The following is a 14964-nucleotide window of genomic DNA, read 5'->3' on the forward strand; positions in this document are numbered from 1 at the left end:
TTAATTAATTTCATTCAACATTTCAGCGATTTCATCTAGTCTTGGCGTCAAGATAATCTCGATTCTTCTGTTTTTTGCTTTTCCTTCTGCTGAAGAATTACTAGCCAATGGCGAAAATTCTCCTCTTCCTGCAGCAGTTAAATTTTGTTTATTGATGTTTTTATTTTCGCTTAAAATTGCAACTATAGCAGTGGCTCTTTTAGTCGATAAATCCCAGTTATCAGCAATAGGTCCAGAAGCACTGAAACGATCGTCATCAGTATGACCTTCAATTAAAACTGAAATATCAGGGTTGTCACCCAATACTTTTCCTAGTTCTACCACTGCTTTTTTCCCTTCTGAACCTACAGCCCAACTACCAGAATTAAACAGTAATTTGTTTTCCATGGAAACATAAACCTTTCCGTTTTTTTGCTCCACGGTTAACCCTTTTCCTTCAAAACTATTCAAAGCATTTGAAAGCGTTTCTTTCAATTTTTTCATCGCTGCTTCTTTGGCAGCAATCAATGACTCTAATTCTTGAAGTCTTTGTGCACTTTTACTTAATCGCTCTTGCTCAATTGCCAGTGCCTTCCCTTTAGCATCTAATTGACTAAGTAAATCACGATTTTTGCTCATGTTGGTCTTCAATGCTTCGTTACTATTTTTTTCTAATGCATCGTACGATTCTTGCATTACATCCATTTTATTACTTAAAGCACCGTAATCAGCAAGTAATTTGTCGCGCTCCGACTTTACTTTGCTTAGCTCAGTACTTAAGGCATCTTGCTCCAATTGCAGTTGGTTTTTTGCTTGCAAAAGATCTGAATTCTCGTCAGATAAGGTTCTATTTTCTTTCTTTAAGTCCGTGAACTTATTTTCTAATTCGTTGTAAATTTTCTTGGAAACGCAAGAAGTTGAAAGCGCTACAATTAACAGTCCTAGTGAAATTCTCTTTATCATTTTTTATTCTTTAAAAATTATAATCTGTTTTATTCTTAATCTACTCGACCTCCACTAAAACGGGACAATGGTCAGAATGTTTTGCTTCGGGTAAAATAAGTGCCCTTTTTATTCTATCTTTGAGTGGTTCGCTTACCAAACAGTAGTCGATTCTCCATCCTTTATTATTAAGTCGAGCTGTGGGAACACGTACAGTCCACCAAGTATAATTGTCTGGTTCTTTGTTTAAAAAACGAAAACTATCGATAAATCCATTATTTAGAAATAGATCAAGCCAAGCTCTTTCTTCGGGCAAAAATCCAGATACTTTTTTATTTCGAACAGGATCATGAATATCAATTTCCTCGTGGCAGATGTTATAATCACCACAAATAACTAGATTGGGAATCTCTTTCTTCAAGTCAGTAATGTAATTTTGAAAATCATCCATATACATGAATTTATGGCTTAATCGCTCACTATTTGTCCCTGAAGGCAGATACAAACTCATTACTGATAGATCGTCAAAGTCGACACGGACGTTCCTTCCTTCGAAATCCATATGCTCAATACCAGTTCCAAAAACGACATTATTTGGTTTTATTTTCGATAAAATGGCCACGCCACTATACCCTTTTTTTGTAGCTGGGAACCAATAGTGATAAGGATAACCTGCTAATTCAAAATCCAATAAGGGAAGTTGTTCAGGAGTCGCCTTAATTTCCTGAAGGCAAACCACATCAGGATTTGCTTGTTGAAGCCACTCTATGAATCCTTTGGAAATTGCAGAACGAATCCCGTTTACATTATAAGAAATAATCTTCATTTTTTTAAAATTTTGAATTTCAAAAGTACTAAAAAATAAAAATGAAACCATATAAAAAACCACAAAATCCAATACTGCAGTAGGCTAATAATGGACTTTTTAACTATCTTTGTCCCTCGCTCAAAAACAATACTTACATGGGTTTAGTAACCGCAAAAGAAGTTGCAAAGGCAATAAATACTGAAAAATACGGAGTGCTGGGAACTTTTTCCGGTTGGCTATTGATGAAAGTATTAAAGATTTCGAAGCTCAATCAATTCTACGATAGCAATAAACATTTACAAGACGTTGATTTCTTAAATGCGATATTAGACGACCTACAAATAAAATTTGAGATCCCTGAAGAAGATTTTAAACGACTACCAAAAGAAGGTGCTTATATAACCATTTCTAATCATCCTTTGGGAGGAATAGATGGTGTTTTGCTGTTGAAATTAATGCTCGAAAGAGAGCCAAATTTCAAAATAATAGCCAATTTCTTGTTGCATCGAATTGAGCCACTCAAAAAATACATCATGCCTGTCAATCCTTTTGAAAATCATAAGGATGCAAAGTCAAGTGTAATAGGAATCAAAGAAACTTTACGTCACTTAAGCGACGGAAAACCGCTTGGAATGTTTCCAGCAGGAGAAGTTTCTAGTTACAAGGACGGAAAGCACATGGTCGACAAACCATGGGAAGAAGGAGCTATTAAAGTGATTCGAAAAGCACAAGTTCCCGTTGTACCTATTTATTTCCATGCTAAAAACAGCTGGTTATTTTATTTCCTTTCTAAAATTAGTGGAACCTTGCGTACGGCTAAACTACCGTCAGAGGTTTTCAGTCAGAAGCATCGTGTGGTCAAAGTAAGAATTGGAAAAGCAATTTCTGTAGCAGAACAAAACGAATACAAAACAATCGAATTGTATTCAGAATTCTTGAGAAAGAAGACCTATATGTTGGCTAATCCGTACGAGAAGGAGAGTAAATTATTAACTACGCCAAATTTAAAACTACCTAGAAGTCCTAAGGAAATAGCGACTCCTGGAAATGGTGAAAAAATAATTGCCGAAGTAGATGCTTTACGAGATACCGATTGCAGATTGTTACAAAGTAAGAATTATGAGGTGTTTTTTGCGAAAGCAACTAAGATCCCAACAGTACTTCATGAAATTGGTCGGTTACGAGAAATCACTTTTAGAGAAGTGGGGGAAGGAACCAATGAATCCATCGACTTAGACAAATTTGATCAATATTACCACCACCTATTTTTATGGGATGACGAAGCAAAAAAAATTGCTGGAGCTTATAGAATGGGATTAGGATCAGAGATTTTCCCAAAATATGGTATTGAAGGTTTTTATCTGAATGAGCTTTTTCGCTTTGAGCCAGAACTTCATGATATGATGAATAAGTCTATAGAAATGGGACGAGCCTTCATTATCAGAGAATACCAGCAAAAACCAATGCCGCTCTTCTTACTTTGGAAAGGAATTATTCATACGACCTTGCGTTTTCCGGAACACAAATTCCTTCTTGGCGGCGTAAGTATTAGTAATCAATTCTCTGATTTTTCAAAATCTCTGATGATTGAATTCATGAAATCGAATTATTACGATCCTTATATTGCTCAGTACATCTATCCTAAGAAAGCTTATAAAGTAAAACTAAAAGATGCAGACAAAGATTTTATTTTTAATGAAACGGAAGCTGATTTAAATAAATTTGACAAAATTATTGACGAACTCGAACCAGGAGTTTTAAGATTACCTGTATTAATTAAAAAATACATCAAGCAAAACGCAAAAGTAGTTGCTTTTAATGTCGATCCCTTATTCAACAACGCGGTCGATGGTTTGATGTACATTAGAATCGCAGATATTCCTGAAAGTACAATGAAACCAGTGATGGAAGAATTTCAGGCAGAACTAGAAAGAAAATTATCTGAAAAAGAAGATTAGTATAGCCTAATCATCTTAAAACAATAATAATCATAAAAAAAGTCTCGGAATTCCGAGACTTTTTTATGATTAAAACCATGCTTTCTTATTCACCTGATAAGTTTGATAAAACTCTTGGTCTGATTTTGTTAAATATATAATTCCTTCAATAAGTCCAAGGATTGCAGTAACTGAACCACAAGTAACAAGACTAATTACAAGCCAGATTATTCCTTCTGTGGTATACCCTAAAAGGAATTTATGAATCCCAAATGGACCTAGAAGTATAGCTAATATACCAGCGGCTAATTTTTTGTTGTCCTCATGAACTGGCTGTGACGTATTCCAAGCTTCCTTTTTTGAATTTTGCATAGTGGTTGATTATTTGATCAATATTCGAAGAATAAATGTATTGAATTTTATTTAAAAATGTAATCTATTGGTTCCCAAAGTTCAATTTTATTTCCTTCAGGATCTAATATCCAGCCAAATTTTCCATAATCATAGCTCTCCATTTCCCCTACAATGGTCACACCTTCCTCTTTTAATTGTAGCAGCAAATTCTCTAAATTATCCACTCTAAAGTTTTGCATGAATTGTTTTTCACTTGGAGCAAAGTAGTTCGTGTCCTCAGCAAATGGAGACCAATGCGTAGAACAATCATTCCCCTTACCATCTTTCCACCAAAAAGTAGAACCATAATCATCCGTTTTTAAACCTAAATACTTAGCGTACCAAGCAACCAACTCTGTAGAATTTTTGGATTTAAAAAAGAACCCTCCGATTCCCGTCACACGTTTTTCATTGACTACAGCTTTATCCTCAATAAAATACATCGCTTTGATTTTATCTACAATTACTTGAGCCAGTCGTTCGTGACTCTCAAAAGTCCATCCAGCCACATGCGGTGATAATATAACGTTGTCTGCATTTAATAAGTATTGAAATGCTTCTGGCGTATTCTTATCTTGAAATAGCGTTTCAAAGGATAATTTCTCATATTCCAACACATCCAGTCCCGCGCCCAAAACCTTCGCTGATTTTAAAGCATTCACTAAGTCTGCAGTTACTATATTCTTTCCTCGAGAGGTATTAAAAATCCAGAAAGGCTTTGCGAAAGCATTAATAAAAGCTGCATCAACCATTTTATCAGTTTCAGGTGTCCAGGGAAGATGCAAACTCAACACATCTGATTTTTGCTGTAATTCTTCGAGCGTAACCTGTTTCGCATTGGCATCAGCCACATTTCCTTGAATATCATAACACAGCACTTCTACATCAAAGCCACGTAGTTTTTTAGCAAAGGATTTCCCCATATTACCATAGCCAATAATACCTACGGTTTTACCGTCCAGTTCATGACCTCTATTGCTTTCTCGGTTCCAATGTCCCGACCTAATTTCTCGATCAGCCTTATTTAGATTATTAAAAAGCGATAAAATCATTCCTAAAGTATGCTCAGCAACTGCATTGCGATTCCCCTCGGGAGCAGCAATGAGCGTAATGTTTTTTGATACTGCATAGTCGCAATCGATACTTTCCAGGCCAGCACCTACACGGGCTATAAACAGCAAGTTAGTGGCTTTGTCGAGGAAGGCTTTGTCAATTTTAAATCGGCTTCGAATTACAATCCCTTGGTAAGCATGTATTTTGTCCTCAATCTCTTCTTTTGAGGAAGTAAAATCTTCGTGATTTTCAAAACCCATATCTTGCAATTGGCTCATTAAAATGGCATTATTGCTGTCAATATGAAGAATTTTAATATCCATAAAAATGATTTCTAAGTTAGAAATCAAAATTAGCGAAAAAAACACAATTTATTGTTTTAAGAAAAAAAATAGATTTCTATTTCTACCAACTGAATAAATAAAAAAAACCATTTCCAAAATATTTAAATTCAGAAATGGTTTTCAATCTAATAGCATTCAAATTGAAAACTATTTAAATTTTGTCTTTTTAAACACCGTTTTAATCTTTTAAAATGGAGTAGTTTGTCCTCCAAATAAAAAATCAGAAATTCGCTCGTAAAGCATGTAAAGTAGTTTTTTCATCATAATGTATATTTATTGTTGATACTCAATTATACCATTAATAAGAAAAGAAAGAGTAGATTAGTAGGGCTATTACAAATTTACGTTTAATTATATATCAAAAAAAATACTACACGTTGTTCTCGATTAAATGCGTTTTAATCCGATGAATTACAAGCTATTAAGTAGCTTTGTAAATTATAACCTACTAATAATTAGTTATTTAATAGCTGAATGTTTCGAACATAAAATCAGCCTTGTATTTGCTTTAAAGAAGTTTTTATTCCTCTTATCAATGAGGAGCTAAACCCGTGCATCTCCATTTCGTTAAGACCAGCAATCGTACAACCTTTTGGTGTAGTCACCCTATCTATTAATTGTTCTGGATGTACTTGCTCTTCCATGAGCATTTCCGCAGCGCCTTTTACAGTTTGTGCCGAAATCGCCAAAGCCGTTTTCCAATCAAACCCTATTTCGATTCCTGCTTGCATTGATGCTCGAATGTAACGCAATGCAAAAGCAGTTCCGCTCGCTGCCAAAACTGTAGCTGCATCCATTAGTTTTTCGTCAATAACTGGTGCTGTACCTAAATCTTCAAATAATCCAATTACATCCTCAGCATGCACTTTGTTATTTTCAGTAAATGAAATACAGGTTGCAGACTCTCCAAATTGCGCTGCAATATTAGGCATGATTCTTATAGCATGATTTTGATCCCCTATCTTCGCTTGCAGCGCTTCGATAGACAATCCACTTACTGCCGAAGCGATCGTTTTGTTTGTGATTTTAGGTAAGATATCAGCCAAAACTACATCTACTTGATAGGGTTTTATAGTTAGTATAATTACATCAGCCTCTTCAATATTATGTGTATTATCAGATGAAACCGTTATTCCCGATTTTTCAAGATAGGCAATACTAGCCGTATTTCTTCGGGTGATAGTAACCTGATTATTTTTCGAAAATTTAGATATTCCTATTGCAACCGAGGTCCCAAGGTTTCCGCCTCCTATTATATGTACTTTCATTTCAATTTTGTGGTTTTTTATTTTTTTGGTTTATTTAGTCAATAATTTGGTTTTTAGAAACGAATTTTCATTCCGTATTTAAAAGCCTAAAATAATTCTTGCAATGGAGAAATAGATAAGAATTCCGCAGATATCATTACTGGTAGTGATAAACGGACCCGTTGCTAATGCAGGGTCAACCCCAAATTTATCTAACAACAATGGTACAAATGTCCCTATAAGAGATGCAATTATAATTACCGAAACTAAGGCGGAAGTGACAATTACTCCAATGACAATTTCAACATCCAAAAGTAAATAGCTCCCTATGAATAAAATAATTGCGAGAATGAATCCGTTAAGCAAACTTAGAGAAACCTCTTTCATTAATCTACTTAACAAGGAACCAGTTAAAGTATTGTTAGCTAAACCTTGTACAATAATAGCTGATGACTGTACCCCAACATTTCCTGCCATTGCGGCAATAAGAGGTGTAAAGAAAAATAGTTCACCATGCTCTAGCATAGCACCCTCGAATAACCCAAGGACTTTCACGGAGATAAAACCTCCAAGTAAAGCTAAAACCAACCAGGGTAAACGCGCTTTTGTATGCTCTAGAATACTATCATCTGCTTCTACATCCTTAGAGATACCCGCCGCTAACTGGTAATCTTGATCAGCTTCATCCCTAATAACGTCAATTATATCGTCAATGGTGATGCGACCTACTAAACGCCCCATTTCATCTACCACCGGAATAGCTTCCAGATCATATCTCTGCATAATTCGAGCCACCTCAACATCTTCAGTATCTACATTTACAAAATTATATTTCCGGATGTAAATATCACTTATTTGTGTTTTAGTCGAAGTGGTCAACAAATCTTTTAACGATAGTCTCCCTTTTAATCTGTTATCATCATCAACTACATAAATAGAATGAACCCTAGAAACATTTTCGGCTTGGATGCGCATTTCCTTGACGCAGGTTAGCACATTCCAGTTTTCATTGACTTTCACTAACTCCTTTCCCATCAATCCACCGGCTGAATTCTCATCATAACGCAATAAGTCAACAATGTCTTTTGCATGCTCAACGTCATTCAGCTCCGAGATTACTTCGGCTTTTAGATCCTGAGAAAGTTCGGCGATAATATCAGCCGCATCATTCGTATCCAGCTCATCAAGTTCCTCGGCAATCTCTTTTGGCGAAAGCCTACTTAATATATTTTCACGCAAATCATCTTCTAGTTCAAGAAGAATTTCTGCTGTTTTATCACTATCTAATACTTTAAATATATAGGTTGCCTCATCAAAATCAAGCTCATCCAAAATCTCTGCAATATCGGCATGGTGCATGTCATTCAATAAGGCTTCCAGTTCCCTATCGTTTTTATTGACAATGTGCTGCTCTAATTCGAGTATTAAGTTTTTGCTGATTTTAAATTCCATCCGCTTCTATTTTTTGTGTAAGTTCTATAAATTGTGCTACGTCTAATTGTTCTGGGCGAAGATCAAAAACAGGATCTTGTCTTAAACTATCAGATAGGTTCATGGTTTTCAAACTGTTTCGCAAGGTTTTGCGACGTTGTTGAAAAGCAGTTTTAACCACCGTGAAAAATAATTTCTCTCCACAAGGCAGACTATAATTCTCTTTTCTACGCAAACGCAAAACCCCTGATTTTACTTTTGGTGGCGGAATAAATACATTTTCATCTACCGTAAACAAATATTCGGCATCATAAAATGCCTGTACTAAAACCGACAGAATTCCGTAAGCTTTAGTTCCCTTTTTCTCACAAATACGTTGTGCCACTTCTTTTTGGAACATTCCAGCAAATTCAGGAATTTGATCGCGGTATTCTAATGTTCGAAAAACAATTTGAGTCGAAATATTATAAGGGAAATTCCCAATGATAGCGAACTGCTTGCCTTCAAAAATTTCGTTGATATTATATTTTAGAAAATCCTTAGATATAATCTTATCCTTTAGTTTTGGATAATTCTCATCCAAATACGTCACTGATTCCGTATCGATCTCTATTACATATGTCGTAACAGGTTTGTCTAACAAATATTTAGTTAAAACACCCATTCCCGGCCCTATCTCTAATATGTCATCATAGCCATCTAAGTTTAGCGTGTCAGCAATATCCTTTGCTATACTCTCGTCTTTCAAGAAATGTTGCCCGAGGTGTTTTTTGGCTTTTACTTTTTCCATTTTTATGCTGAATTTATTTCAGTATCTTTCTTTACCACAAAGGCATTAAGAGCCAAAATATTTATTATTAAATTTTAAAATTTATCGCTTTTAATTATTCACTTGAAAAATGACGTGATATTACTTGATTTCGATAGCTATCGAAACTCGCAAAAATTCTGATCACTTAAAACTGAATACTGATCACTAAATCAAATGTTCAGAAATCACTTCTAACTCAGTTCTAAACGCAAGCATTTTATCTCCAAACAACTTCATTCCTTCTTCACGAAATCCAGGCGCATCTTCTTGATAATATTTCTCCAATGTTTCCTTACTGTCTGTAGTGTACTGAGTAGAATAAGTTACACCACCCATTTCTTCTTCTATTAAAACACGAACTAATCGAGCAGCAGTAAATTTGCCCGTAGCGAGAATTTCAGGAATGTGTTTGTGTTGCATCCAGATCATCCATTGGTCGTGAACACTTTCGTGTATATTTGTAGTTACGTTGTATATTATCATTTTATATTTAGGATTTAAGAATTTAGATTTAGGATTTTACATTCTATCTCAAACTCGCTATTCTATATTCTATTATTATGCTCTAATTTCCCTTCAGACGTTGCGAGATTTTATAAATTAGTATCGCCTCGCAATTGCCTAAAACTTTTTCTGGCTTCTACAAAGTAGATACTGTCTTCATGATTGAAAATTATCTTTTCGTACAACGGTTTCGCCTTTTCTACTTCTTTCAACTTTTTATTATAAATCTCTGCCGAAAAAAACAAAGCCTCATCGATGTAAATTCCGTCACCGTGATGCTCAATAATTTCTTGATATTGGCCTAAAGCCAAGTTATAGTTGGCGGTTTTCTCATAAATTTGCCCTAAACGCAGTAGAGTGACCGCTTCTATTTCCTGTCCCTTATGCTTTTTCAAGATCGATTGAAATTGATCTATCGCTTCCTGATTTCTATTTTGATATAAAAGATAATCTCCTTTTGCGAATTCTTTTAGGGCTGTTTGAGTCGAATCAGCCACGGTATTATCATTTATCAATAAGAAATATTCTAATGCATCATTTGCAATCAGTTGAGTATTTGCTGATTTTAGTTCCTTAAACTGTTTCAACGCCCACACAAAATCAGTTTTAAAATAACTCGTTTTGGCCGCTTTTAAACTGGCTTCGTGCGCCACGACATCATTTTTCAAATCCATCTCAATCTGAGAATAATAAATCAATGCCTGATTGAATTTTTCTTCGAAAAGCAAAATATCCGCTAATTCCATTTTGGCCTGTGCGACTTTATAATCATCCAATTCTAAGTCAAGCGCTTGTTTGATAATTGCCCTTCCTTTTTCCGAATTTTTTAAATTAAAAGCCACAAAATGTGCCTGAATTATTTGCAAAGATAAGGTAAAAGGGCTGATTTCATATTCTGCTAGCAAACCTTCTATTTCGGCATTGATATTTGCAAAGTCTTTTTCCTTCGCTTTTTCAATTTTCATTTTGATTAGATAAGTATTTGCCTGAACAAGTAATTCGAGATCGTTAGTGTTTTCCAGAACAAACCCTAAAATTTCAACAGCAATTTCCTGATCGTCTTCTTCAACAGCCAGATGTACTAAGTTCACAATATTTGCCAATGATTCAGGATTCCGTTTGTAGATTGCTTTTTCTTGAATAAAGGCTTTCGAAAATTCCTTTTGTTGTACGTAGAACCAGCTTAAAAAATGATTCCAAAATAGGTCTTGATTTTTTTGGACACGAACAATCAATGCTTTTCTAAGTTGGTCATTAAAAGCAGCATCACTATCATCTGACATGAAACGAGACAATTGATTCTGAATTAAAATCGAATTTTGCGGATTTGCATACGATTCATCTAAAAAAGTAGAAATCATCATTTCAGTATTGCCTAACTGTCCGTAAAGCAATCCTTTCTGATAATTAAAATTGTATTTTGATTCTAAATCTGAGGCAGTTTGGTAGGCCTGCAAAGCGTATTCTAACAATACTTTTTTCTCGAATGTGCCAGCAATGCCATACACTTCATTTGGGTTTTTCTTAATTCGATCTATCCCTTGATCGTAATAACTTTTGGCTTTAGCTTCATTCTTTTGCAACTGAAAGTTGTATCCCAATTCTACCAGAAGATTGCCTTGATTGTATTTGTCGAGTCGGATTTGAATCGCTTTTTCTGCGCTTTCAAATTGTTGCAGTTGCTGATAACAATCAATAGTTCTTATAAAATACTGCATGTTTTGAGGAACGCTAAGTAACAACTCCTCATATCCCAATTTCGCTTTTTCAAAATCACCTTTGTCATAATAATACTGTGCTAACTGCTCGTTTTGAGCAAACGAAAACAGCGAGAATAACAAAGTGATATATAGAAAAAAGTGCTTCATGTTAAAAGTGTTCAGTATTCAGTGTTCAGTTTGCGAACCGATGTATTATTCAGAAGCAAACTGAACACCGATCACTGAGGACTGAACACTAATTAGTCTATAATATCAAACCCACAGTAAGGACGCAATACTTCAGGTATTACAATTCCTTCGGGAGTTTGGTAATTTTCTAAAATTCCTGCCAAAACTCTTGGCAAAGCCAATGAACTTCCGTTTAGGGTGTGTGCTAATTGGTTTTTTCCGTCTTTGTCTTTGAAACGCAATTTCAAGCGATTTGCCTGAAAAGTTTCAAAATTAGAAACCGAACTGATTTCTAGCCAACGGTCTTGAGCGGTAGAAAACACTTCAAAATCATAAGTCAAAGCCGATGTGAATCCCATATCTCCACCACAAAGGCGTAAAATTCTATAGGGTAATTTCAATTCGTCAAGAATCACTTTAATGTGTTCTACCATTCCGTCCAAAGCTTCGTATGATTTATCAGGATGCTCTACGCGTACAATTTCTACTTTGTCAAATTGATGCAAACGATTCAATCCACGAACGTGCGCTCCGTAAGAACCTGCTTCACGACGGAAACATGGCGTGTAAGCTGTCGTAAGAACTGGCAATTCGCTTTCGTTTAGGATTACATCTCTAAACAAGTTGGTTACCGGCACCTCAGCTGTAGGAATTAAATATAAATTATCAGTCGCGTCATGGTACATTTGCCCTTCTTTATCTGGTAATTGTCCCGTTCCATAAGCCGAAGCTTCGTTTACAAAATGAGGCACCTGCACTTCATTATATCCAGCTGCAACATTTTTATCTAAAAAATAATTAATCAAAGCACGTTGTAAACGCGCCCCTTTTCCTTTGTAAACAGGAAAACCAGCTCCTGTAATTTTATTTCCTAGTTCGAAATCAATGATATCGTATTTTTTTACCAATTCCCAATGCGGCTGTGCACCTTCATGCAAAACAGGAACTTCGCCCGCTTCAAAAATATTCAGGTTCTCCTCAGGCGTTTTCCCCACTGGAACAATATCTGCTGGAAGATTAGGTAAAGTATAAAGTTTCGCTGTTAGTTCAGTAGTAATTGCATCTGCGGTTTCAGCCAGCTTCTTACTTTTCTCCTTATTTAAGACTGTTTTTTCTTTTAGAATAGCGGCTTTTGATTTCTCACCGTTTTTCATCAGTTCGCCAATGTCTTTGGATAATTTATTAGATTCGGATAGAATTCCTTCCAACTCAACTTTTGTAGCACGACGTTGTTCGTCTAGTTTTATCACCTCTTCCACAATACTTTTGGCATCCACATTCCTTTTTGCCAAAGCCTGGATTACTTTCTCTTGATTCTCTCTAATAAATGCAATTTGTAACATAGCTTGAATTTTATAACTCTTGGGTTTTTATCTCTATAAAGAAAGCAAATTTAAGGAAATGTTTGATAGAAACGAGAAAAAGTTATTTCGCAAAGATTCGCAAAACTAACACAGAGATAATCAAAAGAAGTGTAAAAACACCTCCCTATTTTACTGATCTGACGGAAACCATCGATTTAATATTATATCCTCATAAATAACTTTGTGAAACTCTGAGGAATAATTACTCTCTTTTGATTTCGTGACCGACAAATTCTTCTAAGGTCGCAAACATATCATCAACCGAGAGTACTTCTAAATCAGGATGAGACTTTAAAAATTCAGCATTAAGTTGTACTAAATTTTCTTCTATTTCATAAAAAGTATCGTTGTTCATCAAATCGCGTATTGGATTTACTCCCTCCAATTTTCCTTTAAAGAATTTATCGCGTTTGACACCGCTCATCAATTTAACCTTCTTGCATTGTTGTTGGAATAATTCCAAATGTTTTTTGGCACCCAATAACTGCAAACCTTCTTCTATTAATTCGTTAAGCTCAGTATTCCATCGGGAATTATACACAAATTGCGCAAAATTACCTTCTGTATATTGGGAAGTGTAATAATCTAAATAATAACTCATCAACGCATCTTCATGAATCAAATCATCGTCAATTTTTTCCTCACGCATTAAGTTGATTACAGAAATATTTGAGTTGATTACATCTTGCGGGTTTTCGCTGGCTGCTGCCGTTTCTGAAATAATTATTTTACCAAATTCCATGGAAGTTTGTTTTTTAAGAGTTGAGTGCAAATTTCGGGTAAAATAGTGAGGATTAGAAATGTTTTATTTTAGCCACGGACTACACAAATTAATTAAAGATAGCATTTAACTGGCATCAGTATCCTCACTATTCTTTTTCTGATTCATTTTAGCTACTAAAGCCTTCAATCGCAGTGCTTTTTCCTTCTTTTCTTGTTGAAGCTTCGCATTTTTCCGATTTAGCAATTTGGTATGTAAAGCCTTGTTTTTAGTGTTTTTTTCGGGTCCTTTTGCCATGCTTAAAATTTTAATTAAATCCGTTTACAAAGATAAAGAATGGAACTAAAGTCAATCAAAAATTTAAATATTCTATTTTGAAACTATTTTAATGTCAATCTTTTCACTGTAGAAGAAAGCAAATCCTCCCAAAAAATATAGGACTACATCAATCCAGTCTGCCGTATATCTTGGATTTATTCCAGGAAGGTAATATTCGAAATAAAAAGAATAAAAGCTGGCTAAAAAAACAACAAAAGCAATTGGTAATTTAAACAAACTATCTTTCTTAAATTTTCTAATTACAAATTCAATCGCACCAAGTACTAATGGAACATATAGCAAATCATTGACATAATTATTAACCAAATCTGCTAATGGTACCCTCAATCGCTGCATGACATAAATTGTCAGAGCAGTTAGAAACATTATAATATAAACGACAGTTCTAGACATACAAAATACTAAGCAATAAAGCTGAAACAACCGCAAAAAGCACTAAAAATGCTCCAGACGTACTAAAAGCTTTCATGAATACTATTAAAATATTAATACAGACGATTTTAATTTAATAGCATCATCTCTATTTTATCTTAACCCGCTACAGCCGCTGTAAACAAAGCGATAAGACCTCCAACAATTAGTGCAAAGAAAATCCAAATGGAGTAAACTACTTGAAACAGAATTCGCATTAAGATGTTTGGGTGTTCCGCACCGTTTTTTAAAAACGCTTCAATTTTGTTTGGCTTTTTATTTGTTTTTTCTTGTTCCTCGATTTTCTGCAGCATCTTTTTCTCACTTTCGAGTCTGCGCTTGAGAACTACATCTAGAATTGCACCGCAGTTACTACAATATTCATTGTTAAGATTAACTGTACCACAATCTAAACACTTTATATACGATTTACTCACTCTGCTTGTATTTAATCTGAATTCTGCCTTGTGTTTTTGAAATCAAAGTTATGAAAAATTATCTGTTCCAATAGAGTAGTATTATTTCACTAGATGAGTTGGCCACCAACACCTTGGGATTTTTAATTCTCCAACCCGCATATTCTACTTTAGAGTGCTCCCGCTATCTTGTCTTTCAGAGGGACGAGGAATCAGATAACTAATTCCCAAAGCATGACATACTTTATAAGACTATCCCTTCATCAAAATGACAAGATTGTGAAAAAGTATTATGGAAATCCCAATTCCCTAGCCCCGCTAGCAGTGGAAATCCTTTTCTTTTTTTCTTGAAAAAAGAAAAGATTGCAATGGATA

15 protein-coding genes and 1 pseudogene are annotated in these 14964 nt (G+C 34.9%); 1 reads left to right on the forward strand and 15 read right to left on the reverse strand.

Annotated features, from left to right (window positions below):
- Both FQU23_RS03645 and FQU23_RS03650 read right to left on the reverse strand, forming a co-directional pair.
- Positions 1-942, reverse strand: coding sequence for a flagellar motor protein MotB (locus FQU23_RS03645; RefSeq protein WP_147672624.1), 942 nt, complete (start codon positions 940-942; stop codon positions 1-3).
- A gap of 40 nt (positions 943-982) precedes the next feature.
- Entirely contained in the window at positions 983-1747 is a 765-nt protein-coding gene (locus FQU23_RS03650; protein WP_147672625.1) for an exodeoxyribonuclease III, read from the reverse strand.
- Positions 1748-1884: 137 nt separating this feature from the next.
- On the opposite strand from FQU23_RS03650, the gene FQU23_RS03655 reads away from it, so the two are divergent.
- On the forward strand, positions 1885-3687 hold the full coding sequence (locus tag FQU23_RS03655) for a GNAT family N-acyltransferase (RefSeq protein ID WP_132109203.1): 1803 nt from the start codon (positions 1885-1887) through the stop codon (positions 3685-3687).
- Positions 3688-3756: 69 nt separating this feature from the next.
- Here FQU23_RS03655 and FQU23_RS03660 read toward each other — a convergent pair whose 3' ends face one another.
- The 13 genes and pseudogenes from FQU23_RS03660 to FQU23_RS03715 form a co-directional block, all read right to left on the reverse strand.
- Complete coding sequence (locus FQU23_RS03660; RefSeq protein WP_132109204.1) at positions 3757-4038, reverse strand: TM2 domain-containing protein; 282 nt, start codon at positions 4036-4038, stop codon at positions 3757-3759.
- A gap of 47 nt (positions 4039-4085) precedes the next feature.
- Complete coding sequence (locus FQU23_RS16380) at positions 4086-4502, reverse strand: VOC family protein (protein ID WP_410503908.1); 417 nt, start codon at positions 4500-4502, stop codon at positions 4086-4088.
- Positions 4497-5435, reverse strand: a pseudogene (locus FQU23_RS03665) (2-hydroxyacid dehydrogenase); the annotation flags it as partial. The gene FQU23_RS16380 and the pseudogene FQU23_RS03665, both read right to left, overlap by 6 nt.
- A 512-nt stretch (positions 5436-5947) precedes the next feature.
- Positions 5948-6724: a pyrroline-5-carboxylate reductase gene (gene proC, locus FQU23_RS03670; protein WP_147672626.1), complete on the reverse strand. Its 777-nt coding sequence runs from the start codon at positions 6722-6724 to the stop codon at positions 5948-5950.
- 78 nt (positions 6725-6802) lie between these two features.
- A complete protein-coding gene (gene mgtE / locus FQU23_RS03675; RefSeq protein WP_147672627.1) occupies positions 6803-8155 on the reverse strand; it encodes a magnesium transporter in 1353 nt (450 codons plus the stop codon).
- The gene (rsmA, locus tag FQU23_RS03680) at positions 8145-8924 is read right to left on the reverse strand and encodes a 16S rRNA (adenine(1518)-N(6)/adenine(1519)-N(6))-dimethyltransferase RsmA (RefSeq protein ID WP_147672628.1); all 780 of its coding nucleotides are present in this window, start codon (positions 8922-8924) and stop codon (positions 8145-8147) included. The genes mgtE and rsmA overlap by 11 nt, the downstream gene beginning before the upstream one ends.
- Positions 8925-9110: 186 nt before the next feature.
- Positions 9111-9428 carry a DUF4286 family protein gene (locus tag FQU23_RS03685; protein WP_147672629.1) on the reverse strand — a complete coding sequence of 106 codons (318 nt, stop codon included), beginning with the start codon at positions 9426-9428 and terminating at the stop codon, positions 9111-9113.
- A gap of 110 nt (positions 9429-9538) precedes the next feature.
- Positions 9539-11317: a tetratricopeptide repeat protein gene (locus FQU23_RS03690; RefSeq protein ID WP_147672630.1), complete on the reverse strand. Its 1779-nt coding sequence runs from the start codon at positions 11315-11317 to the stop codon at positions 9539-9541.
- A gap of 92 nt (positions 11318-11409) precedes the next feature.
- The gene (serS, locus tag FQU23_RS03695; protein ID WP_147672631.1) at positions 11410-12681 is read right to left on the reverse strand and encodes a serine--tRNA ligase; all 1272 of its coding nucleotides are present in this window, start codon (positions 12679-12681) and stop codon (positions 11410-11412) included.
- A gap of 223 nt (positions 12682-12904) precedes the next feature.
- Entirely contained in the window at positions 12905-13444 is a 540-nt protein-coding gene (locus FQU23_RS03700; protein WP_147672632.1) for a DUF4375 domain-containing protein, read from the reverse strand.
- Between the two features lie 105 nt (positions 13445-13549).
- Positions 13550-13720 (reverse strand): hypothetical protein, encoded by a 171-nt coding sequence (locus FQU23_RS03705; protein ID WP_165425720.1) that lies wholly within the window; start codon positions 13718-13720, stop codon positions 13550-13552.
- Between the two features lie 72 nt (positions 13721-13792).
- Entirely contained in the window at positions 13793-14098 is a 306-nt protein-coding gene (locus tag FQU23_RS03710) for a hypothetical protein (protein ID WP_245181060.1), read from the reverse strand.
- A 194-nt stretch (positions 14099-14292) separates the two neighbouring features.
- Positions 14293-14610, reverse strand: a complete 318-nt coding sequence (locus FQU23_RS03715; RefSeq protein WP_147672634.1) for a hypothetical protein — start codon at positions 14608-14610, stop codon at positions 14293-14295.
- Positions 14611-14964 lie beyond the last annotated feature (354 nt).

It is taken from the genome of Flavobacterium sp. XN-5 (assembly GCF_008033395.2).
Taxonomy (GTDB): Bacteria; Bacteroidota; Bacteroidia; order Flavobacteriales; family Flavobacteriaceae; genus Flavobacterium; species Flavobacterium hiemivividum.